Source organism: Porphyrobacter sp. AAP82 (assembly GCF_000331285.1).
Taxonomy (GTDB): Bacteria; Pseudomonadota; Alphaproteobacteria; order Sphingomonadales; family Sphingomonadaceae; genus Erythrobacter.
In genome coordinates this window covers 129,674-152,333 of record NZ_ANFX01000013.1, presented here as the reverse complement: position 1 = coordinate 152,333, position 22,660 = coordinate 129,674, and the positions used below count along the sequence as shown (strand labels likewise).

At 65.7% G+C, this 22,660-nt stretch carries 22 protein-coding genes and 1 tRNA gene; 10 read left to right on the top strand and 13 right to left on the bottom strand.

What is annotated here, in order from left to right:
* Nucleotide 1: 1 nt before the first annotated feature.
* Nucleotides 2-1,882 (bottom strand): heparinase II/III family protein, encoded by a 1,881-nt coding sequence (locus tag D620_RS0103860; RefSeq protein WP_017664475.1) that lies wholly within the window; start codon nt 1,880-1,882, stop codon nt 2-4.
* Nucleotides 1,882-2,544, bottom strand: a complete 663-nt coding sequence (rpe, locus tag D620_RS0103855; protein WP_017664474.1) for a ribulose-phosphate 3-epimerase — start codon at nt 2,542-2,544, stop codon at nt 1,882-1,884. Before rpe ends, D620_RS0103860 begins: the two co-directional genes overlap by 1 nt.
* A gap of 246 nt (nt 2,545-2,790) precedes the next feature.
* On the opposite strand from rpe, the gene D620_RS0103850 reads away from it, so the two are divergent.
* Entirely contained in the window at nt 2,791-3,318 is a 528-nt protein-coding gene (locus D620_RS0103850) for a DUF2141 domain-containing protein (RefSeq protein ID WP_017664473.1), read from the top strand.
* Nucleotides 3,319-3,418: 100 nt separating this feature from the next.
* Here the strand turns inward: D620_RS0103850 and D620_RS0103845 are convergent, their stop codons facing one another.
* The 3 genes from D620_RS0103845 to D620_RS0103835 all read right to left on the bottom strand — a co-directional run bounded on the left by D620_RS0103845 (nt 3,419) and on the right by D620_RS0103835 (nt 6,007).
* Nucleotides 3,419-4,312 carry a hypothetical protein gene (locus D620_RS0103845; RefSeq protein ID WP_017664472.1) on the bottom strand — a complete coding sequence of 298 codons (894 nt, stop codon included), beginning with the start codon at nt 4,310-4,312 and terminating at the stop codon, nt 3,419-3,421.
* Nucleotides 4,309-5,343 (bottom strand): diacylglycerol/lipid kinase family protein, encoded by a 1,035-nt coding sequence (locus tag D620_RS0103840; protein ID WP_017664471.1) that lies wholly within the window; start codon nt 5,341-5,343, stop codon nt 4,309-4,311. Before D620_RS0103840 ends, D620_RS0103845 begins: the two co-directional genes overlap by 4 nt.
* Nucleotides 5,344-5,566: 223 nt before the next feature.
* Complete coding sequence (locus tag D620_RS0103835; protein WP_017664470.1) at nt 5,567-6,007, bottom strand: Lrp/AsnC family transcriptional regulator; 441 nt, start codon at nt 6,005-6,007, stop codon at nt 5,567-5,569.
* A gap of 140 nt (nt 6,008-6,147) precedes the next feature.
* Here D620_RS0103835 and ald point away from each other — a divergent pair, with 140 nt between their 5' ends.
* Complete coding sequence (gene ald, locus D620_RS0103830) at nt 6,148-7,242, top strand: alanine dehydrogenase (protein WP_017664469.1); 1,095 nt, start codon at nt 6,148-6,150, stop codon at nt 7,240-7,242.
* Between the two features lie 95 nt (nt 7,243-7,337).
* Nucleotides 7,338-9,191 (top strand): DUF885 domain-containing protein, encoded by a 1,854-nt coding sequence (locus D620_RS0103825; protein ID WP_017664468.1) that lies wholly within the window; start codon nt 7,338-7,340, stop codon nt 9,189-9,191.
* Here D620_RS0103825 and D620_RS0103820 read toward each other — a convergent pair.
* From D620_RS0103820 to D620_RS16240, 4 genes are all read right to left on the bottom strand, one after another.
* Nucleotides 9,184-9,567, bottom strand: coding sequence for a copper resistance protein CopC (locus tag D620_RS0103820; protein WP_017664467.1), 384 nt, complete (start codon nt 9,565-9,567; stop codon nt 9,184-9,186). The two genes, D620_RS0103825 and D620_RS0103820, sit on opposite strands and share 8 nt — an antisense overlap.
* Before the next feature lie 24 nt (nt 9,568-9,591).
* Nucleotides 9,592-10,446: a copper resistance protein B gene (locus tag D620_RS0103815; protein ID WP_017664466.1), complete on the bottom strand. Its 855-nt coding sequence runs from the start codon at nt 10,444-10,446 to the stop codon at nt 9,592-9,594.
* Nucleotides 10,443-12,152, bottom strand: a complete 1,710-nt coding sequence (locus D620_RS0103810; RefSeq protein WP_267878679.1) for a copper resistance system multicopper oxidase — start codon at nt 12,150-12,152, stop codon at nt 10,443-10,445. Before D620_RS0103810 ends, D620_RS0103815 begins: the two co-directional genes overlap by 4 nt.
* Nucleotides 12,153-12,976: 824 nt before the next feature.
* A complete protein-coding gene (locus D620_RS16240; protein WP_155799973.1) occupies nt 12,977-13,225 on the bottom strand; it encodes a hypothetical protein in 249 nt (82 codons plus the stop codon).
* A gap of 168 nt (nt 13,226-13,393) precedes the next feature.
* On the opposite strand from D620_RS16240, the gene D620_RS0103805 reads away from it, so the two are divergent.
* Nucleotides 13,394-13,969 carry a tyrosine-type recombinase/integrase gene (locus D620_RS0103805; RefSeq protein WP_017664464.1) on the top strand — a complete coding sequence of 192 codons (576 nt, stop codon included), beginning with the start codon at nt 13,394-13,396 and terminating at the stop codon, nt 13,967-13,969.
* Nucleotides 13,970-13,977: 8 nt separating this feature from the next.
* Here the strand turns inward: D620_RS0103805 and D620_RS16235 are convergent, their stop codons facing one another.
* The 4 genes from D620_RS16235 to D620_RS0103790 all read right to left on the bottom strand — a co-directional run bounded on the left by D620_RS16235 (nt 13,978) and on the right by D620_RS0103790 (nt 16,950).
* Entirely contained in the window at nt 13,978-14,610 is a 633-nt protein-coding gene (locus tag D620_RS16235) for a hypothetical protein (protein ID WP_155799972.1), read from the bottom strand.
* Nucleotides 14,611-14,620: 10 nt separating this feature from the next.
* A complete protein-coding gene (locus D620_RS16230; RefSeq protein WP_155799971.1) occupies nt 14,621-15,427 on the bottom strand; it encodes a hypothetical protein in 807 nt (268 codons plus the stop codon).
* A 75-nt stretch (nt 15,428-15,502) separates the two neighbouring features.
* Complete coding sequence (locus D620_RS0103795; protein WP_017664462.1) at nt 15,503-16,720, bottom strand: tyrosine-type recombinase/integrase; 1,218 nt, start codon at nt 16,718-16,720, stop codon at nt 15,503-15,505.
* Nucleotides 16,721-16,873: 153 nt separating this feature from the next.
* Nucleotides 16,874-16,950, bottom strand: a tRNA-Arg gene (locus D620_RS0103790).
* 156 nt (nt 16,951-17,106) lie between these two features.
* Here D620_RS0103790 and D620_RS15685 point away from each other — a divergent pair.
* The 6 genes from D620_RS15685 to D620_RS0103760 all read left to right on the top strand — a co-directional run bounded on the left by D620_RS15685 (nt 17,107) and on the right by D620_RS0103760 (nt 22,628).
* Complete coding sequence (locus D620_RS15685; RefSeq protein WP_017664461.1) at nt 17,107-17,505, top strand: hypothetical protein; 399 nt, start codon at nt 17,107-17,109, stop codon at nt 17,503-17,505.
* Between the two features lie 44 nt (nt 17,506-17,549).
* A complete protein-coding gene (locus D620_RS0103780) occupies nt 17,550-18,047 on the top strand; it encodes an MmcB family DNA repair protein (protein WP_017664460.1) in 498 nt (165 codons plus the stop codon).
* 47 nt (nt 18,048-18,094) lie between these two features.
* Nucleotides 18,095-18,868 carry a sterol desaturase family protein gene (locus tag D620_RS0103775; RefSeq protein WP_017664459.1) on the top strand — a complete coding sequence of 258 codons (774 nt, stop codon included), beginning with the start codon at nt 18,095-18,097 and terminating at the stop codon, nt 18,866-18,868.
* Nucleotides 18,865-19,305 carry a DUF2141 domain-containing protein gene (locus D620_RS0103770; protein ID WP_017664458.1) on the top strand — a complete coding sequence of 147 codons (441 nt, stop codon included), beginning with the start codon at nt 18,865-18,867 and terminating at the stop codon, nt 19,303-19,305. Before D620_RS0103775 ends, D620_RS0103770 begins: the two co-directional genes overlap by 4 nt.
* 132 nt (nt 19,306-19,437) lie before the next feature.
* A complete protein-coding gene (locus tag D620_RS0103765; RefSeq protein ID WP_017664457.1) occupies nt 19,438-21,168 on the top strand; it encodes a hypothetical protein in 1,731 nt (576 codons plus the stop codon).
* A gap of 92 nt (nt 21,169-21,260) precedes the next feature.
* Complete coding sequence (locus D620_RS0103760; protein WP_017664456.1) at nt 21,261-22,628, top strand: M48 family metalloprotease; 1,368 nt, start codon at nt 21,261-21,263, stop codon at nt 22,626-22,628.
* The last annotated feature ends 32 nt before the right edge of the window (nt 22,629-22,660 follow it).

Below are 22,660 nucleotides of genomic sequence, written 5' to 3'. Positions count from 1 at the left end.
ACTACCCCGTTTTCTTGAAGCGCCAGGAGAATTGTCCCCCGCTGCGCTGTGCCAGTCCCTCGATCACCAGCTGCTCGGTCGCGTGCGGGCGGCCCTCGCCGTCGACCCACAGGCTGTCCTCGGCATGCAAGGTGATCTCGCCGGCCTCGCCCCTATCGCCGCCCAGGCGGAATTGCCAGAGCCGACCGTCGGGCAGCAGCAGGCTCGCCCCGCGCTTGTCGGGGGAAAGCTGCACCTCGACCCCGCGCCCGAGGTGAAAGCGGATCGCAAAGCCGATCTTGCCGCGCTTGCCGTTCTTGCTCGCGGGGACGAGGATATCCTCGCCCGCAAGTTCGGTGCCGTCGCCCGAAAGGGTCAGGATGCGCTGGTGGGTGAGGCCGAAGCGCCCCGCATAGCCGTTGTGCGCGGCCTCGATCCGGGTCGCCTCACGCCTATTTGAGCTGGGCCCGGGGCGGGCGATCTGGCGGCGGTCGAATTCCACCGTCTCGACCCCCTTGCCGAGCTGGCCGTGGAGCAGCACCGCGGTCGAATTGGCGTTGTCGAGCACCAGGCTCGAAAAGGCGGCTGTCGCCCGCAGGCCCTGCCCGATGCGTGCGGGCACCTGACCGCCGGCAAGCGCCGCGCCGCCGCAATTGACGATGATCCGCTGCGGCCCGTCGGAAAGCTCGAAGGCGAGGGTCGAGGCGCAGCCGGTGCGCGCGTGTTTGGCGCGCGGAGGCGGGGCGGTGTCGAATTGCAGCAGCGTCTCGCCCGCCTTGATGCGGCTGTAGCCCCAGCCGGCAGCGCTGGCGAGCGGGCGGGTGCGCACGCCCGAGGCCTCGATCACGGCATTGACGCGGTCGGCGGGGATCGCGCCCTGCCCCTGCCAGCTGCCAAGCGCCCCGTCGCCATGCCGGAGCGCCAGCAGCGGCGGCACCAGCAGCTCGCGCATCACGCCGAGCGCGGGGGGAGGGGTGACTTCGGCGGCATCGTAGCACGCCAGCAGATCGGTCAGCAGGCGGATCGCGTCGAGTTGCGCGGCAGGGCAGCGCGACAGCACGCCGCCATCCTCGCCCACCATGTCGCCCAGTGCCGTGACCAGCCCGGCCTCGCCGAACAGCCGTCGCGGCTTGCCGTGGGGGAGCAGCAGCCCTGCCGCGACCACGCCCGCCCAAGCGGCGACCTGCCCGAGCCCCGCAGGCTCCTTGGGGGCGCGCTTGTCGAGCCAGCCGGCAGTCGCGGCGATGGCGGCAAGCAGGCGCGACTTCAGCGTCTTGTCATTGCCCCCGAGCATCAGCGGGGCGTGGACCAGCCATGCGACGAGCCGCAGGCCCGCCAGCTCCGGCTCCCACGCCGGGCCTTTGCCGGGTGCGCCATGGCCGTGGAGCCACAGGCCGGCGATCCGTTCGGCCACCGCGGCGCCATCGGCGCGCGGGGCGCTGGCGGCAAGATCGGCGAGCCAGGCGAAGGAATGCACCACCCGCTCGACCCCCGGGGCGTGGTGCGCGCTCACCGAGAAATCGAAGCTCGCGATCGGCAGGCGCACGCCGTGGATCAGGAAGTGCCCGGCGCGCAGTGCAGTGCCCGCCATGCGGTCGCCGCGGTTCGGGCTCTCCACGGTTGCCGTCACCCGCACCGCCTGCGGGCGGCGGAACGGGGCGGCGATGGCGTGGCCGGGGATGCCGATGCGGTAGGCGAGCCGGATCAGCGCTTCGCCCGGGCCCGATCGGACCGCGATGACATCGCTGAGCGCCAGCGCGCGCGAGGGTTCCTTCACGGGCGGCGGTGCGGCCTCGGCGCCCGGTTCGGCCCCCTGCCCGAGCGGCAGCACCGGCGCATCCGCGACCCGTTCGACCAGCGCCTCGGCGCGGCTGGCAGCGGGGGAGCGCAGCAGCGTATCCATCACCCCGCCGCCTTCAGCACAGCGATGTTGGCGGCATAGGCATCAGGCCCGCCCCTGAAGGTGGCCGAGCCCGCGACCAGCACATCGGCCCCCGCCTCCACGCACAGCCTTGCGGTCTCGGCATTGACGCCGCCATCGACCTCGAGATGGATATTGCGGCCCGAACGGGTGATCATCGCGCGGATGCGTGCGATCTTGTCCAGTTGCGAGGGGATGAAGCTCTGCCCGCCGAAGCCGGGGTTGACGCTCATCACCAGGACGAGGTCGGCCATGTCCATGAGGTTGTCGAGCACCTCCACCGGCGTGCCGGGGTTGATGACCACGCCCGCTTTCTTGCCCAGCGCCTTGATCGCTTGCAGCGTGCGGTGGATGTGGGGGCCGGCCTCGGGGTGGACGGTGATGATGTCCGCGCCCGCCTCGGCGAAGGCGGCGAGGTAGGGATCGACCGGCGCGATCATCAGGTGGACGTCGAAGGGCTTGGCCGTATGCGGACGCAGCGCCTTCACCACGTCGGGGCCGATGGTGATGTTGGGCACGAAATGCCCGTCCATCACATCGATATGGATCCAGTCCGCCCCCGCCGCGTCGACAGCGCGCACCTCTTCGCCGAGCCGGGCGAAATCGGCGGACAGGATCGAGGGGGAGATGAGGGGTGCGGGCATGGCGCGGGCGATGAGCCTTTCTGGGACGCTTTACCGGACATAGGAGCGGGGCGATTCGCGCCACAAGGCGATTTGTCTGCTTTTCCACCGCGCCGCGCCCTGAACGGGACAAAAGCGGCCAATTAAGCCGCAATTCAGGCAGATGACCCCATAGGCCCGCTGCCATCCCGTCGGCGCGCGGCTGCCTCCCCCCTCTCTGCCGGCTTGCGCGCCGCTTGTGCCAGACCTAGCTTTGCGAGCCTGCCCATGACTGCGCTTTCGCCCTTCTCCGCCCCTCTCGCGCGCCGCGCCGCCGGGGCTGCCGTGCTGGCCGCGGCGCTGGCGCTGCCGGTCGCGGCGCAGGGCTATGCCTACGGGCGGAGCATGAACAACGACCTGTCGCAATGCGCTGCGGGCAAGGGCCCGGCGGTGCACGTCACGGTGACCGGCCTCAAGTCTTCGGCCGGCAACCTGTTCGTGCGCGCCTATCCCGCCACCAAGGCCGACTGGCTGGTGAGCAAGCGCTACGTCATGCGCGTCGACGCGCGCCCGCAGGCGGGCAGCATGACGGTGTGCGTGCCGCTGCCTGCGGCGGGCGACTTTGCCATCGCGGTCCAGCACGACACCAACGGCAACCGCAAGACCGACGTTTCGACCGACGGGGCGGGCATGTCGAACAATCCCGGGATCAGGAAGATCCTCGGCCTCGTCCCGCAGGCCCCTCCGGTCGACAAGGTGCGCTTCACCGCGGGCCCGGGGGTCACGCGGATGACGATCCGGATGCAATATCTCTAGGGAACCCGCTGGCGCCGGCGGTGCTGGCTGAGCTCCCCCGGCACCTTCACTGCCGCTCCGCCTCAAGTCGTTTCGGTGCCGCATGAGATCGTCGCCCGGATCAGGTGCGACGTTTGTAGTGCCATAAATCAAAGAGCACTTGCGGCGCTGCAAGCAGCGGGAAGCGCTCGCGGAACGGCGTGACCTTGACCGGCATGCCGGTGTGCCGCTCGATCTTCCATGCGGCATAGCGCGCCGCGCCCTCGAAGGTGGTGCTCGCCTTCACCAGCCGCAGCAGGTTGAGCGGCTTGCCCAGCCGGCGCCGGCGTTTCCACCAGCCGGTGATGCGCGCGCGCTGTGCCGACGGCAGGCGCGGTGCGAGGGTGGCGCCCTCCACCCCCGGATCGATCCCCGCTGCTTCGAGCGCGAGCGGGAGGAGCCCGGCGAAGTGATCGGCGTTGACGCTGAGGATATCGTTTTCGCGCCCCTGCTTCTCGACCCGGAATTCGGCGCTGTAGGTGGCGCGGAACAGCGCGCGCCAGTAATCCTCCGCCGTCCCGCTGGCAGGCCCGAGCGCGGCGGCCAGGCGCGCGGCGGTGGCGGCGGCGGCGGCGATCGCGGCGATGACCTCGCCGCGTGCGGCATCATCTTCGGCCCAGATCAGCGCCGATGGCTGGACGAAACGCGCCCAGATGGTGGTATCGGCGAGCGCGCCGCTGGCGGCCTTGGCAAAGGTCGCAAGGCGCATCGTTGCAACCTTGGCGCGCAGGGTTGCCGTGCCATGCGCCCGCTCGTGATAGGACACGCGCGGCCAGATCGCGCTTTCCTTCGCGCCCGGCAGCAGCAGGTAGAAATCGAGCACGCCCTCAAGCGCGCCCGTCCTCAGGTTCGATCCGTAGAACAGCACCGCCCGCGCCCCCGCAGCCTCGGCCAGCGCGCGCGCGAAGGTGGCGACGGCGGGATCGACGGGGACAGCAAGGCGCGCGGCAATGCGCTCGGCCAGCGCGCCCGTCATGGTGCCACGAAAGCGAGCTCCGGCCCCTGCTCGATGCGATAGTCGCCCGCCGGGAAGGCCTCGCCGTCGAGAATGAACTGGTCGTCGATCGCCAGGCTGAACTGGCTCGCGGCGAGCTGGTGGATGCCGCGGCTGCGCAGGTTGCCCTTGAGCTTGCCGGTCAGCACCAGCGGGATCAGCGCGGTGGTGCGGCGCGGGATCTGGTCGACCGCGACGAGCTTGAGCCCGCTGCGCAGCGCGCCGAAGGGCCGGATTCCGGCGGGGAGCCTTTCGAGGGTCGAGGCGAACAGCAGCTGGCGCATCGCCGGATCGCCATGGCCGCTATGGGCCATCGGCGCATCTGCGGTGCCAAGCCCGATCGCCATCCCTGCGCCCTTGCGCCAGGCATTGCCGCGCCCGGCGAACAGCGATTGCAGCAGCGCCCACACGCCGGTCACCGCCACGACCATGCTGTCGAAGGCGCCCAGCTTGTGCGCGCTCTGCCCGGTCTGGGTTGCCTTGGTGAAGGCGCCCGCGCCCATGATGAAGCCCGCCACGCGCTTGCCCGGCTCGCTCTTGGCCGACACCAGCATCGGGCGGCGATGGACGCGGCTACCGTGATCGAGCGCGTCGATCGCATCCTGCAGGCCCCAGTCCTCGGGCACGCCGAGATCGACGGTCAGCGCATTGGTCTTGCCCTTGGGGAGCACCGCGACCGCCGGCCAGTCATCGCCGAACACCGCCTGCCCGCAGGTCAGCACGTCGCGCACCGTGCCGTCGCCGCCGTTGATGACGAGCAGGTCAATGCCCTTGGCGGCGAATTCGGCAAGCGCCTGCGGCAGCTGCCCGCGTTCGCGCGGCTGGGCGATGTGGACATGCGGGCAGATGCCGCAGTCGAAATCGGCACCGAGATTGCGGTGGCTGCGCGGATTGTAGATGACGCCGACCGTCGGAGCCTGCCCCGCATCGCGCACGCGCCGCACCCGGCCGCGCGCCTTCACGGCGGGATCGAGCCGCGGAATCTGGGCAAATTCGTAGATCGGCGTTGCCATATTGGTCCTATACCTGTCGGAAAACTAACTTTCTACTGCAATCCTGACCCTGAAATGTAACAGAACGGATAGGCCCAGATCAGGCTTCCTCCACGGAAAACAAGGGGCATGCGACGAAACCTCGGTGGCGTAGGACGAGAGTCTTTCATCGCTTTGTCATGATTGTATCGGAATTGCCGCAATTGCCCACCCGCCCCGACCAGGGCGCGCGGCCGCGGGAGGCTCAGTCGCCGCCTTCGAGGGTGCGGATCGTGAACTGGCTGACCAGCCGCTGCACGCCGGGCAGCGCCGAGAGGATCTCGCGGTGGATGCGCTCGTAGCTGTCAGCGCCCGGCACCAGCACCTTGACGAGATAGTCCGACTGCCCGCTCATCAGGTGCGCCTCGGCAATCTGGCGGGTGCGGGCGAGGGCCTCCTCGAAGGCCAGCATGGTCGCCTGGCGCTGGTCGGTGAGGGTGACCTGCACGAACACGGTCGAGGGGTTGCCGCGCGCCGTGCGCGACAGCCGCGCGCGGTAGCCGAGGATCGCGCCGCTTTCCTCAAGCGCCTTGACCCGCCGGTGCGCGGCCGAGGGCGAAAGGCCGACCCGCTCGCCCAGCTGCTCGCCGGTGAGACGCGAGTCCTGCCCGAGCAGGTCAAGAATTTTCCGGTCGATGCGGTCCATGCGGGATTTTCATGCGCTCAGGCACGCCATGACGCAAGAATTTCCCGCAAAGCCCCCCCCCGCGCCGGCGATCATTGCGAAGAAGGCGCGCGGCCCTCCTGCTACAAGCGGCACACGAGACCTGGAGCAGGAGAGTTCCCATGCGCGTCGGCGTTCCCACCGAGATCAAGAACAACGAATACCGCGTCGGCCTGACCCCTGCGGCAGTCGGCGAACTGGTGCGCGCGGGCCACGAGGTGGTGGTGCAGGCGGGCGCGGGCGCAGGCGTCGATTTCGGCGATGCCGCCTATGTTGCCGCCGGTGCGAGCATCCTCCCCGATGCGGCCGCGGTGTTCGAGGCCGCGCAGATGATCGTCAAGGTCAAGGAACCGCAGGCGTCCGAAATCGCGCTGCTGCGTCCCCACCACCTGCTGTTCACCTACCTCCACCTCGCCGCCGACAAGCCGCAGACCGAGGGGCTGATGGCGTCCGGTGCGACGTGCATCGCCTACGAGACGGTGACCGCGCCCGACGGCTCGCTGCCGCTCCTCAAGCCGATGTCGGAAGTCGCGGGGCGGATGAGCGTCCAGTGCGGAGCGCATTATCTCGAAAAGCACCAGGGCGGGCGCGGGGTGCTGCTGGGCGGGGTGCCGGGGGTCGAGCCGGGCCGCGTGGTGATCATCGGCGGCGGGGTCGCCGGGCTCAACGCGGCGCAGATGGCGGTCGGCCTGCGCGCCGATGTGACGATCTTCGACATTGCCAACCGCCGCCTTGCCGAGCTCGACACGGTGTTCGGCAATCAGGTGCGCACCGCCTTTGCCTCCTCGGCGGCGATGGCCGAGGCGGTGGCGGGGGCCGACCTCGTGATCGGCGCGGTGCTGGTGCCGGGCGCGGCCGCGCCCAAGCTCGTCACCCGCGCGATGATCGCCAGCATGCGCCCGGGCGCGGTGGTGGTCGACATCGCGATCGACCAGGGCGGCTGTTTCGAGACCTCGCGCCCCACCACCCACCAAAACCCGGTGTTCGAGGTGGACGGCGTGATCCATTACTGCGTCGCCAACATGCCCGGCGCGGTCGCGCGCACCTCGACCATGGCGCTCGGCAATGCGACGCTGCCGTTTGTGCTGAAGCTCGCGGGCAAGGGCGCCGACGGGGCGATGGCGGCGGACCCGCATCTGGCGGCGGGGCTCAACGTCTCGGGCGGCAAGCTCCACATCGCCGCAGTCGCCGAGGCGCTGGGCCTGCCGCTCGGCTGAAGCGCGCCCATGGCTCGACGAAGGGGGCTTCATCGGGACCCCCTCTCCGGCTAGGCAGATCGCCTGCGCCGTCATGCGCGCGAAGGGGACTATCGATGACACACAAGCTGACCTTCAGCCTCGCCATGGCGCTTGCCGCAGCGAGCCTGCCCGCGGCCGTTTCGGCCCAGACCGCCGCCGCGCCCGCCGCGCCTGCACCCGCGATCAGCGAGGACACGCGGCTGACGATCTTCCTCGACGCCGAATTCGCCGCCTATGTGAAGACCCAGCCCCAGCTGGCGACGCGGCTCGGCATCAAGGACGGCGGCGACCGCTGGAACGACAATTCCGACGAAGCCGCGCGCGCCGACGCCGCATGGCGCAGGGCCAGCGTCGCGCGGATGCAGGCGATGTTCGACCGCGCCAGGCTTTCGCCGCAAGCCCAGGTCAATTACGACATCTGGGCGCTCGAGGCCGACCGCGCCGAGCAGAGCCTTGCCAACCGCATCTACCGTCCGCCGTTCTATTCGCGGCTTTATTCGGCACATAGCCAGCTGCCCGATTTCCTGATCAACACCCACACCGTCGCCGATGTGACCGATCTCAGGAACTACATCGCCCGGCTCAAGGCCATGCCCGCGCAGCTCGAACGCGCGCTGGAGCGGACCCAGGCGAGCCAGCAGGCCGGGATCAATCCGCCGCGCTTCCAGTTCGAGACGATCATCGAAGGCAGCCGCAAGCTGACTTCGGGCGCGCCCTATGGAGCCAATGACTCTGGGGCTCCGGATGCGGCGCTGTGGGCCGACGTGAAGGCCAAGACCGCCGCACTGGTCAGCGCCGGCACGCTTCCCGATGCCGATGCCGCTGCACTGCTCGAAGAGGCGAAGGCCGCCATTCTCGGGCTGAAGCCTGCCTATACCAAGGTCATCGCCTGGGCCGAGGCAAGCCTGCCCACCGCGCCCAGCGGCAAGGTCGGCGCGCTGACCCTGCCGGGCGGCCTCGAATACTACGAGCGCGAGTTGCGGCTCGTCACCACCACCGACATGACCGCGGCCCAGATCCACGCGACCGGCCTTGCCGAAGTCGCGCGGATCGAGGCCGAGCAGGACGCCCTCGCGCGTCAGGCCGGCTTCGCCGACCGCAGCGCCTTCTATGCGGAACGCAAGCGGCTCTACCCGCCGCGCCAGTATGACGATGCGGCGCGCAAGGAATATCTCGACACCGCCAACGCCTTCGTGGCCCACACCCGCACGCTGCTGCCCGCCTGGTTCGGCGAGCTGCCCGCCTACGGGATCGAGGTGGTGCGCGAACCCGCCTTTTCCGAAGTCGCGGGCGGCGCGGCCCACGCCTCGGCGCCGAGCCCCGACGGCAAGCGCCCGGCGAAGACCTATGTCCACCTCGTCGGCACGGTGCCCGATCCGGCCGCCATGTACACGCTGATGTGCCACGAGGCGGTGCCCGGGCATAACACGCAGGGCGATATCCAGGTGCGCCAGCAGGGCGGGTCCAAGTTCCGCTCGGTCACCGGCTATGTCGCTTTCGGCGAGGGCTGGGGGCTTTATGCCGAGGCTGTCTGCAAGGAAATGGGCGCCTATCCCGATATCGCGGCGGACTTCATGCGCCTCGATGCCGAACTGTTCCGCGCGGCGCGGCTGGTGGTCGACACCGGCATCCACGCGATGGGCTGGACCGAGGACGAGGCGGTCCAATACATGAACGAGACCGGCCGCCAGCCGATCGAACGCTCGCGCTCGGAAGTGCGGCGCTACATCACGCTCCCCGGGCAGGCGACCGGCTACAAGATCGGGATGCTCAAGATCATGGAGCTGCGCGCACGGGCGGAAAAGACGCTCGGCGGCACGTTCGATGTGAAGGGCTTCCACGATCTCCTGATCGCCAGCGGATCGCAGCCGCTCTCGATTCTCGAACGCCGGGTCGACGAATGGATCGCCGCGAAGCTGGCTAGCTGACCGAGAAGGTGACCTTGCCCGTCATGGCATGGCCGTCGGCAGCGGCGGCCTGCCAGCGCACGTCATAGGTGCCGGCGGGCAGGGGCTTCTTCAGCGCGAGCGTCAGCGTCTTGCCGTCGGCCGACCAGCTGGCGGTGAAGTTGCGGATCAGCATTTCGGGGTGATCCTTCATCCCCGGCATCGCGGTCATGACGATGGTGGCGCTCGCCTTGGCGGGGTTGACCTTCTCCGAGAAGGTCAGGGTCACGACCCTGGTGCCCTTGGCCGCAGCGCCCTGCGCCGGAGTGGAGGCGGCCAGCTTGACATGCGCAAGCAGCGGCGCGGCGGGCGTCAGGGCGGTGAGCGCGAGGGCGGCGAGGATGGCGGGGATACGCATGGGGAAATGACGTCCTTCGTCTTGTCAGAACCAGAAGCGGATGCCGGCGATGAGGCTGGTGGCCGATGTGCCTTCCCCCCTCGCCCGCGCGTAATCGGCGCCCTGGCCGGTGCGCCATGTTTGCTCGATGCCGATATAGGGCGCGAATTCGCGCTTCAACTCGTAGCGCAGCCGCGCGCCGATCTCGATCTGGTCGATCCCGGCACCGATGCCAAGAGCGGGGATGTCCTGGCCTGCCAGATGGGCCTCCACGCGCGGCTGGAGGATCAGGCGCTGGGTGATGCGCTGGTCGACCTCGGCCTCGATCCGCGCGGTCACATCGCCCCGCGTGCTGAGGAACAGCGCGGCGTCGATCTCGAACATGTAGGGGGCAAGTCCCTGGATGCCGATCACCGCATGGGTGGTGTCGGGCCCGGCGATATCGTGGCGCACCCCGGCTTGCAGGTCCCAGAACGGCGCGACGGCATGCGAATAGAGCGCCTGCACCTCCGCATCCCCGGGCGCGCGGCCCCATTCGCCCTCGCCCTCGGTCTTGAACCACAGGCGATCGGTCGGGCCGCCGTAATAGCCCTGAATGTCCCACAGATAGGCGTCCGAACCGTCCCGGACCTGCGCCTCGAGCCGGTCGCCCTGAAGCCAGAACAGCGGGAAATCGCCATGCATCTCCTTCAGGTCGGCGCGCGAGGCGGCCATTGCCTCGGCGCCCCAGATCGCATCGGCCGCACGCGGCGGCCCGCTGCCGGCCTCGGGCGGAGGCGGGGTTTCCATCACCGGCCCGGGCGAGGCGGGGGCTGCGGGATCGGCGGCCATCTCGTGCCCGGCATGCGGGTCCTGCGCGGCGAGCGCCAACATGGCCAACCCAAGCAGCGCGGCGCTCATGGCCCCATCACCGTCACGGTCTGCATCATCCCGCCGTGCATGTGGTAGAGCAGGTGGCAGTGGAACGCCCAGTCGCCCGGCGCATCGGCGGTGAGATCGAACTGCGCCGAGGCCCCCGGCTGGACGATCACCACCGATTTGCGCGGCTGGCGGGCGGGGCTCTCGCCGTTGACGAGGGTGAAGAACATCCCGTGCAGGTGGATCGGGTGCGCCATCATGGTGTTGTTGACGAGCTTCACGCGCACCCGCTCGTGGTGGGCGAAGCGGATCGGCTTGTCGGTAACGGCCGAATACATCTCGCCGTCGAAGGACCACATGTAGCGCTCCATGTTGCCGGTGAGGTGCAGCTCCAGCAGGCGTGACGGCTCGCGGGTGTCGGCATTGGGCTCGCGCGCGGCGAGCATCCGGTAGTTGAGCACGCGGTGCGCAACGTCGCGCAGGCCGAGCCCCGGATCGCCGAGCCTGTCGACCGGGTTCATCGAGACCATGTCGATGCCCGGGCCCACCTTCACATCGGGCTGCAGCAGCAGCGTGTCGCGCATCGTCATGCCCTCCATCGAATGCGCGCCCGGCCCATGATCCATGCCCATGTCGGCCATGGTCAGCAGCGGTGGCTTCCTCGGCGGCGGAATCGCCGCACGCGCGCCCGGGCGGCTGGCGAGCGTGGCGAGCGCCATGCCGGAACGGTCCATGCTCTCGGCGATGATGGTATAGGCCTCGGCGGTGGGCCGGATGATCACGTCATAGGTCTCGGCGGTGCCGATCTGGAACTCGTCGACCTCCACCGGAGCCACGTTCTGCCCGTCAGCGGCGATCACCGTCATCGCAAGGCCCGGGATGCGCAGGTTGAAGAAGGTCATCGCCGACCCGTTGATGACGCGCAGGCGGATGCGCTCGCCGGGATTGAACGCGAACTCCAGCCCCTCCTTCGGCCCGCGTCCGTTGGCGAGATAGGTGTAGGTGCTGCCCGTCACATCGGCGATGTCGGTTGCGGGCATGCGCATTTCGGCCCACATCCGGCGGTCTTCGGCCGAGAGCGGGTAGTCATCGGCCCAGGCGGTCTGCTGGTAGTTGAAATAGCCCTCGCCCTTGCGCAGGCGGTCCATGATCCGGTGAGGATGGAGCGGGGTGAACTCGCTGAGCAGCAGGATATAGTCGCGCTCGTACTGCGCCGGTTCGTCGCTCGCCGGGTCGATCACCAGCGGGCCGTAATGCCCCTGCTGCTCCTGAAGCCCCGAGTGGCTGTGATACCAATAGGTCCCCGATTGCTTGACCGGGAATTCGTAGGAGAAGGTTTCGCCCGGCGCGATGCCGGGAAAGCTGATCCCCGGCACCCCGTCCATGTGGAACGGCACCAACAGGCCGTGCCAGTGGATCGAGGTGTCCTCGGCCAGATGGTTGGTGACGTTGAGGCGGACGTTCTGGCCCTCCTTCAGGCGGACCAGCGGCCCCGGCACCGAGCCGTTGACGGCGACGGCGTGCCCCCGCCTGCCCTGAACCCTGCGCGGACCGTGCCCGACGGCAAGGTCGATCACCGCACCCGAAACCGCGTCAAAGCCCGCGCGGACCGGCGCGCCGCCCTTCATGGCGTGGAGCGAATAGCCCTGCGCCCAGGCGGGCATCGCCGCGGCGGCGGCGGCGGCTCCGGCTCTGGCGATGAGGTGGCGGCGGGTGAGAACAGGCTGCTTTAATTCTCCAAATCTCATAAGTGACATCATCCCCATCGATGCGAATATCCATCTCGTTCTTAGAGCTCCCAGTTGTGAGGGCGGATCCCGATTGGAAATCGTGAGCTCGTCACCAACCCTTGCCTTTGCCAATCTCAGTGGGCAACCTTCTTCCCTATCAAGGTGAGTGAATACCATGATTCTGAAAAGATTGGCAGGATTGGTAGGATTGGCTGCATGGGCAATGATGGCGCTGCCCAATGGCGCTGTTGCAAAGCCAGCCCCGAAGCCAAACTACATCTACACTGAAAATGGCATTTACTATTACGAAGCCGGCATCTCACCCCAGCAACGGGAGGCTGGACAGGTCGCTGGAGATGCCGTCGGCTATCGGTATTACGGCACAAATGCGAACGGCGAGCACGTGCTCGCTCGAGTTTGGAGCAACGGGGCTGTTGCGGAGTTTGTCTATTGCAAAAACCCTTGCCGTGTCATTCGAACGAGTGGCGGGGAAAGGTTGGTCAACAATAGTAGATTGCTAGTGAATTCCGTATTCGTAGACGCATTTCGTGGAAGGCTTCGGAATACTAACCCCGAGACCCAACAAAGGCGGGCACAAACTAATGTCAACATTCCAGCCCGATCACCCTCCGATTTAGGGGAAGGGGTCACGAGAACAGTGAAGGGGATCGCAATTCGCTCAGCCAGCGGCGCTCCCGTCTATGCTACAGCAGACGGAATTGTGAACTTCGCTGGACAATTAGATGGTTAACTGGTGCCCAACCTCGGCAAGTGCCTTCAGAGTATAGGTTTATTTATACGCCGAGAGCGGCTCAAAGCCTGAGAATGTGAAATATTTTTCGTCAGATCGACCGACTGCTGCCGCCCGATAGAGACGAGAAGCGGTAGAGGAATTTGCGGTTAGGGCGTGCATTGGTGCTGGGTCCGACAAAGACCCATATGTTGTCACCATCAATCTGCACGCCGTGCACCTTGTCGTGCGGCGGTCGAATGTTGGTGCAGGGGATGTACCGCTTCATACTTTCGCCTGGACGGATCACCTCCAGACGGTTTCGGCTTTGATCGTACAAGACATAACCAGCACTGCTCATCAGCTGATCCTATGGCTGGATGAACTGGTTATCAAATATCAATTCCATCATCAGTTGGCACAAGCCATTGATCGGAATCGGCAATCTCGACGCACTGAACGATGTACGGAATTTAGTGATTATATTACCATAAAATCATAAGGCAATATAATTACTTACGAGGTTTCGATGGCTCTGGGCAAACAGGCAAAAATTCTCAACCGCCAACAAATCGACGCACTGCTTCATCATGTCGGAAAGCGCCGTAACGGGCTCCGCAATCAGGTCATCGTCCTGCTATCGGTTCGAGCGGGACTTCGAGCGAAAGAGATCGCCAGTCTGAAGTGGAATATGATCGTCGGAGCTGGCGGTGAGGTGGGAGGCTACATCCACCTGACTGACGATGCCTCGAAAGGGCAGTCGGGTCGGATCATTCCAATCAATAAGCAGCTGAAGGCATCGCTGGTCGAGCTGCACGGGATTGATCGGGGTGAGTGGGTGATCCGTACCGAGCGGTCAGATCGCACCTCGGCACAGGCAATCGTGAACCTTTTTCAGCGCTGGTATCGTGATCTCGGGCTGATCGGCTGCTCATCTCACAGCGGTCGGCGGACCTTCATCACCAATGCGGCTCGGAAGATCTCGACTGTGGGCGGATCACTCCGAGACGTTCAGCATCTGGCAGGGCATTCCTCGCTTCAGACCACCCAGCGGTACATCGAAGGGGACAGCGAAGCGAGGAAGCGGGTGGTGGAGCTGGTTTGATGAACCAGTTAATTCACTGTCGGTTGATCCGTTTTTTCCTGAACTTTTGGGATCGGAACGCCGAAGCAGACGTAATCAAAGTATTCACTTCCAGGAGCACCCGTTTCTGTAATTCGCCAATCGCCAGGGGTGGAAGTAGTACTGGTCCCGCCATCCCGGAAAAAGATGGTCGATTGCAACACTCTCTCTCGGCTACTGTAGCAGTCAAATTCAACTAATTCTTCTTCTTTTTTTGAAGTGTGGAAATTTGGCATTTCCATGCGCAATTTTGCTCTTTTATAGGAACCTATCTGTTCGATTGAATTGCGATCAATGAAAAAATTTATACCATGACCGCTTCCAAAAAGCACCCAATCCGACCCGACTTTAGTGCCGTCCGAATGGCGTGTTACCAGCAGATAGGCGACCAGTATGACTGCGGACAAAAGGAATAGGACAAAGAAGATCCTTTTGGTTGTTTCACGAGCGACGCCACCCGCCCCATCCAGCCCCGCCTTAACAAATCGATCCGCTTTGCCAGTGAGCCCTGGGTCTATTTTAGGGGCAGGATCGGTTATCGCCTTAGATTGATTCAGACAATCGGAACGGGCGCACCCCTGATTGGCAGCCACGATCTCGTTGCAAACCGAGCAGACCTTCATGGATACCGCCTCACTTGTCTTTCAGAACACGGAATATCATCGGAAGCTTATTTAGCTCGCTCAATGGGATATCCGTACTCTGGCTCTCAAGGAATGATGGGGAGACAATAAAACCGACAACGGGATCGCCGGACTCACTCACGGTCACGAGGTTCCGCTTGTCGATAAAGAACAGATAGGCTGCGTACAAACCCAGCCCGAGCGCAATCATGAACCAGACCCATGCTGGTGCAATGCCGAGGAGCACCATGTTCACGAGGCTTAGGGTCATGCCAAATGTTGACGGCTCTTCGAATTCCGGCACCATGCCCGTTTCGTCGGTTCGAGCATCGCTTGCTCCTCCATCTGCATAGCCGCTGTCGCTTTCGTAATCTGCTTCGGCGGCGGCTTCGGCAGCAGAAAGTGCACCCATCCCTGCGAGATCCGGCTTGTGTGATGCCGCAATAACCAAGCCAAGTGACAGTAAGCCAAAGATTATTGCCTGGACCAGTGGTCGGACAAGCCCCACGGTAATGGTGTTCAATCCGTCGATCCTTGATGATGATAAAATTTGCGTGGTCGGCGAACCAAGCCTCTGAATGCACTGACTGGAACTCATTACAAATTCGAAGCGGCGGGATAGCCCGACGTGTTCTCGGATAAAGTTCCAGAGACCAGCCGGGCGACCTGTCACAGCAACATAAATTGCCTCATCGCTCGCCTGATTGGCGATTGGATCAGAAAGATCGATGAACCTGCTATTCGGGTCAGCGCCCATAGGTTTGAACGAGATGTAGAAATCTCGGACTACGATCTTCTTTGATGCCCAGTGCCCCATAACGTTGGTCTCCCCGTTTCCCGACGGCTATCAAATGAGCTTTAAAAGGCAACAGCCATTTGGGACTCGAGACGATCACTCAAACGGGTACACACCCGCCGCCTTGCCTGACCCCTTGGTCCTATTTGCCTTGGTGATCTGCGCCGCTAGTTCGGACGACACGGTCTGCCCGTAGAACTTTTCCAACATCTCGACCGAGGTCCCCATCTGCTTCGCCAGGAGGAACGGACTGGTGTCGTGCGATAGGCGCATCGTGGCGTAGAAGTGCCTTAGCGAGTAGATCGTCCGTGACCCACCATTGCGCTCGATGGGCACTCCCGCAAACTTGAGCAGCGAGTAGAAGGCGGTCTTCATTGTGTGAACAGGTTTGCCGTCCTTGTGACAGAAGATCACCTCATCGTCTGATGGAGAAGCACCAAGCTCTTCGAGGCGCAGGTCGTAAATCCGCTTGATGTAGTTCTCGGCACCGTCCTGAAACACGACCTCTCGAACGCCAGTCTTGCCACGAACCTCGGCAACGAGACGTGTCCCGTCAGTGGTCTGTACGGTCCGCAGATCACTCCAACGCAACCCTCGGAGCTCACCAACTCGCAGACCCGTGTTGGCAAGGACCAGCACATACTGTTGGGTCATAAATCTCTGACGCCACGTGGCGAGGGATTCGCCCGCCTTCACCCAGTCCCGTGCCTTGGTGTAGATCTTCCGCCACTCATCCTGTGTGAAGGTGGGTCGCCGTTCCAGTGTTGCCTTGGGCGGATCAGTCTCGGGCACCGATTGGAGGTACCCTCGGGTCACGGCGAATTTGAACACAGGTAGGATACTGGTCCGTTCCCGTCGCAGTGTTCCGTTGGACGGTCGAGACCGATTGTAGTTGGACTTCCGCCAGACCCAGAAGTCCGCAAACTCCTTGGGACCGATGGTATCGATCTTCATCGGTCCGAAAAACTTCACGGCGTAGGTCTCGATCCGATCGATGGTCGCATCCCACGATCCACCCTGCCGAGTATGCCCCATCGTGGTGACGGTCTTCTTCCACTCCTCGAAGACCTGCTTGAAGGTCCGAGACTGGATCGACCCGCCTGATTTCACGTGAAGGTAGAGGTCTTCATAGAGGTCGAGGGCAAATCGCTCTGCCTCCCGTCGATCCTCAGTCTTTGCACTGACGATCTTGTACCCCGTGGCGTTGGGGACTCGGATTCGGACCTGCCACTTGGGGTTCTTCAGGTCGGCACGTTTGTAGATGACGACCCGACCATCGCCTCTGACATCAACCTGATCTGCGTATTTGGACATACGGCAGTCTCCAAGACACCTTCATCAGGTATATCAGAGAGATGGTCTTGGACACCGTTTTTTGTCAACGTTTTGTCAATGGCAAAAATGGACAAAATGGGACCATTCGAGTTTTTGTTAAACTCGCAGATGATTGTTTCTATTGCAAAAATGTGGCGCACCCGACAGGATTCGAACCTGTGACCTCTGCCTTCGGAGGGCAGCGCTCTATCCAGCTGAGCTACGGGTGCATGGGTCGCCATGCGGGACGCATTGTTGCGCGCGGGCGGCCGCTTAGCAAGAGGCGGGGGGCGGCGCCAGACAATTGTGGGCGCCGCGCGCCTCGCGGGAATGGCGGGATGCCGGCTTAACCATTCGGCAAGCATGCGCCCATAGGCTCTGCCCCCATGGCAACGCTTCCGCCCGAGCCGATTCTCCCCCACGCCCCCGTCCCCGACGCGGCGGCGCCCGAGGTGCTGGCCGAGGCTCTCGCCGAGGCGCTGGTGGCGCTCCACGGGCAAGCGGCAAGGCTCGCTCTGCTGGCGCGGCTGGCGCCCGAGCCGGTCGAAATCGGCGGCGAGCTTGGCGCGGTGATCGTCCGCGCCGCGCCCTGGCAGCGCGCGCTGGTCGCCCGGACCGCTGCCGATTGCGCCGCGATGCTCGACAGCGGGCTGGCTGCCCTTGGCACCCTCATCCGCCGCGGGCAGGATACCTCTGCGCCGGCGCTGGTGCTGTGGCGCGAGTTCCACGCCGCGCGCGCCGCGATGGTGCGCGTGCTCGAGACCCCGGCGACCGAACCGGCCTGATTGCCGGGCTTGACGCCGTTCCGCTTTCGTTCCAACGCTGGGCCATGTCCGGCGCTCCAGAGATCATCGCCCCTGATTCGCCCGCACTCGCGGCCGGCGATGTCGCGCGCGGGATCGGTCGGCTGTTTGCGCGCAATGATATCTGGTGCCTCGCCGAAGTGCCGCTCAAGAACGGGCGGCGCGCCGATCTGATGGGGATCGATGCCAAGGGCCTCGTCGTGATCGTCGAGATCAAGGTCGCGCGCGCGGACCTCTTGGGCGATGCCAAGTGGCCCGATTATCTCGACTTCTGCGACCGCTTCTACTGGGGCCTGCCCCCGGCACTCGACCGCGCGCCGCTCGAGAGCGAGGCCTATCGCCCTGCCACCTGCGGGGTGATCGTCGCCGATGGCTATGATGCCGAAATCCTGCGCCCCGCCGCCTTGGAGCCGCTCGCCGCCGCCCGGCGCAAGGCGCAGGTCGAACATCTCGCGCGCACCGCGCTGCGCCGGCACATGGCGCTGATCGACCCGCTCGCGACGGCTCTGGACGCACACGGCTGAGTTAGCCCTGTCGCGGGCCCGCGAATTGCGGCATAGCCGGAGGCGCAATGCTCCCTGCCGACACCCCCGTCCCGCTCGCGCTGCTGATTGTCAGCCTCGCCGTGACGCTGATCGTGGCGCTGCGCTATGTGCTGACGAGCGGGCTGTTCGCCGTCGCCACCGCGCGGATGCGGCCCGGGCTCTATGCAGGCAAGCGCGCGCAGATCACCCGGGAAGTGCGCTGGTCGCTCCTCTCGGCGGCGATTTACGGGACGCCGGCGGGGGTCGTGCTGTGGGGGTGGAAGCATCATGGCTGGAGCCTGATGACCGCCGACTGGGCGGCCCTGCCGCTGTGGTACCACCCGCTTTCGGTGCTGATCTATCTCTTCGTCCAGGACACCTGCTTCTACTGGAGCCATCGCTTCATGCACCGTCCCAAGTGGTTCCGGATCGCCCACGCCGTCCACCACGACAGCAAGCCGCCCACGGCATGGACCGCGATGAGCTTTCACCCGGTAGAGGCGGTGACCGGCGCGGTGGTGGTGCCGGTGCTGGTCTTTCTTGTGCCGATCCACATCGCGATGCTCGCCCTGGTGCTGACGATCGCGACGGTGATGGGGGTCACCAATCACATGGGCTGGGAGATGTTCCCGCGCTGGCTTGTTCACTCGGCGTTGGGAGACTGGCTGATAACCGCCAGCCATCACGAGCGCCATCACGAGGAATACAGATGCAATTACGGGCTCTATTTCCGGGTCTGGGACCGGCTGTGCGGGACCGACAAGGGGCTCTCGAAGCGGATCGTCGCAGAGGCGGGGCACGCAAGGGGCGCTCCGGCATGAACGCGGCGCGCGCGCTGGTGGTGGCGGGATTTGCGGCGGGGCTGGCCGCGGCCGCGCCTGCGCAGGCGGGCGAGGTGGTGATCACCGTCACCGAGGTGCGCTCCACCAAGGGCGTGATCCGCGCCTGCATGACGACGCGCAAGGACATCTTCCCCAAATGCGTCAACGATCCCGCGGCGCATCGCACCGTGGTGCCCGCCACCACCAGGGAAATCCGTTTCACTGGGGTGAAGCCGGGCGCCTACGGGATCGCGCTGCTGCATGACGAGAACAACAACGGCAAGGCCGACCGCGCGATGGGGATGATGCCCAAGGAAGGCTACGGCTTCTCGCGCGATGCCCCGGTCAAGATGGCCCCGCCCAAGTTCACCGACGCGGTCCTCCAGATCGGCGAGGGCACGCAGCGGGTCACGATCAAGATGCGGTATTTTTTGTAAGAGCCACCTTCGGTGTCTGCGTTTCGCGCCAGCGAGACCGCAAACAAAGACTCCCCGCCCCCTTAACGCGATCTTTACCACGCCGCGCCAGAACGGGCCGACACAGGTTCACCAAGGGGCGGATTTACAGCCATGGACACTCTGCGCGGCACCTTCGGTTCCGATTCGTCCGCGGATCGCGGCTGGGAGGAAGGCGAGGACGAAGGCCTCGAGCCGGCCGCTTCGCGCGACCTTCCGCCGCACGCCATCGGCCAGGACGAGCGCCGCATGCAGGTGCGCGCCTACAACCACTGGGCGAGCCTCTTGGGCGAGCGGATGTTCCCCAATATCGACGACCTCGATCCCGCCAGCCTCCCCGATTTCGGCCCGCATTCGGTGCTGCTCGACTTCTCCTTCGGGATCGACAATCCGGTGGTGCGGTTTCTGGGCGCGAAGCTGTCCGAAGAATGCAGCGCGAACGGGGTGGTCATCACCCACCTTTCGGACGTGCCGCCGCGCTCGCTGCTGAGCCGCATTACCGATCACTACATGCAGATTCTCGCCAACCAGGCGCCGATCGGCTTCGAGGCGGAGTTCGTGAACCACGCCGGGACCGCGATCCTCTATCGCGGGATCCTGCTGCCCTTCTCGAGCAACGACGAGACGATCGATTTCATCTACGGCGTCATCAACTGGAAGGAAATGGCCGACCAGCTGACCGCCGACGAGCTGCTGGTCGAAATCGACCAGGCGCTCGAGCTCGGCACCGAGCTTGCGCCCGAACAGCACGGCGCGCCCGAACCGGCCGCGCGCGCTGCCGACCCGGTCACCGACTGGGCGGATTCGCCCGCCCATGAAGACGAACCGGACGTCGCCGTGCCCGATGCCGGTATCGTCCTGCCCGATTTCAGCCAATACGCGCTCGACGATCCCGACGAGGAGTATGACGAGGACGAAGGCGAGGGTGAGGACGCCGGCTACAACTTCGCCTCGCTGGCCGATTACATCGAGGCCCCGGCCAAGAAGGCGATCGACCTCACCGGGATCGAGCCGCTCCCCTATGCCGAAGAGGCGCCTGAATCCGACTATGCGCCCGATTACGCGCCCGATTACGGCTTTGCGCCCGAACCAGAAGCCGCGCCGGTGCCCGTGCCCGTGCCCGCGCCCGTTCCGGCGCCGGTTGCCGAGCCCGTCTTCGACCAGGCGCCCGAAATCGCCGGGGTCGATGAAGACGATGCAGACGATTTCGCCGCTTTTGCCGACGCCCTGTCCGGGGACGCGGGCCTCTATGATTGCCTCGCCGCCGCGCGCGAACTCGCCCGCGCTGCCGACAGCACCGAGGACCGCAGCCGCTCCGCGCTCTATGCCGCGGTCAGCCGCGCCTACGACTTCAGCCTCGCCGCGCTGGATGCGCCCGAAGACTATGCCGACCTCATCGCCGATGCCGGGCTGACCGTGCAGGAGCGCGCGCCGATGACCCCGGTGGTCAAGCTCGTCTTCGGCCATGATTACGACAAGACCCGGCTCACCGAATATGCCGCGGTCCTGACCCATGCCCACCGCTTGCAGCTCGAGCGCGGGAGCCTTGCGGGCTACCTCGCCGGGACCGAGGGCGGGGTGAAGGCGATCGTCAAGGCCGAACGCCGGTTGCGCCGCGAGGAGCAGGGCAAGCCGGCCATCGAGGATCACGCTGCGGTGCGCGAGGCGCTCGCCCAGGCACTGCGCGCGCTGGAGGCGATCAGCCTCGAAGAGCTCGACGGCGGTGCCAGCGAATTCGCCCTCGCGCTGATCCGCCGGGACGAGATCGGCTGCGCGGAAATCCTCGGCGAGATTCCCGAGAATGTCGCGCTGATCGAACGCGCGGCACGGAAGCTGGTGGGCTAAGGCGATCGGGCCTCCCCGACCCGCGGTCTGCGCACCCGAAGGCAGCTCCGCTTAAGATTGCGTTCAGCCGCCAACCTTCTAGGATTGCGGCAATGCGCCCGCGCAACAACCCCTTGGCCTATTGCCTCGCCATTCTGGCGAGCCTCCTGTTCGCCGCGCATCCGGCTTCGGCGCAGTCGATCCTGCGCGATGCCGAGACCGAACAACTGCTGAAGGACATGCTCGCGCCGATCGTCGAGGCGAGCGAGCTCGAACCCGGCAATGTCGAGGTCGTGCTCATTAATGACGGCTCGATCAACGCCTTCGTGGCCGGCGGGCAGGCGATCTATGTCCATTCGGGGCTGATCGGCGCCGCCGATACCGCGGGCGAGGTGCAAGGCGTGCTCGCGCACGAACTTGGCCATATCACCGCCGGCCACGCGGTGCGCTTAGAGGAACGCACCAAGGCGGCCAACGGCATCTCGATCCTCTCGCTGCTGCTCGGCGTGGGCGCGGTGCTGGCCGGCGCAGGGGATGCGGGCCTCGGCATCCTTGCCGCCGGACAGCAGGCCGCGCTCGGCAGCTTCCTGTCCTTCAACCGCGACCAGGAAGCCGCGACCGACCTTGCCGGCGTGCGCTACCTTTCGGGCGCGGGGATCTCGGGCAAGGGCATGATCGCCTTCTTCGAGAAGCTGCGCGGCAACGAGATCCGTTCGGGCTACAGCCAGGCCGACGAAGCCGCCTATTCGCGCACCCACCCGCTGACCGGCGACCGGATCCAGGTGCTGCGCGGGCTGCTCGACAAGGACCCGGCGTGGAACGCCCCGCCTGATCCCGATCTCCAGGAACGCTTCGTGCGCGCCAAGGCCAAGCTTTACGGCTTCCTGTCCGAGCCGCCGCGCACGCTCGCCGCCTATCCGCCCTCCGACACTGCTGTCCCTGCCCGCTATGCCCGCGCCTATGCCTATCACAAGGACGCGCGCATCGACCTGGCGATTGCCGAGACCGACGCGCTGCTGGCGGCCGAGCCCGACAATCCGTGGTTTCTCGAGCTCAAGGGCCAGGTGCTGCTCGAGAGCGGCCGACCGGGTGAAGTGCTTGACCCCCTGCGCCGGGCGACCGACCTGACGCTGGCGCATCCGCTGATCGCGGGGCTCCTCGGCCACGCGCTGATCGCCACCGAGGACCCGGCCAATTTCGCCGAGGCGGAAAGCGTGCTGCGCGCCTCTGTGCAGAAGGACCGCTACAATCCCTTCGCCTGGTACCAGCTTGGTGTCGTCTACGAAGCGCGCGGCGATATCCCGCGCGCGCGGCTGGCGAGTGCGGAACAGCAGGTGATGAACCGCCTCTATCCCGAAGCGCTCGCCAATGCGGTCGCGGCCGAGGCGAACCTGCCCTATGGCTCGCCCGACTGGATCCGCGCGCAGGATGTGGCGCTTGAAGCGCGCGCCGAACTGGAACGCGTGAAGAAGCGGCGCTAGGCGGACCGCGATCCGCCCGCTATCACGAAGGC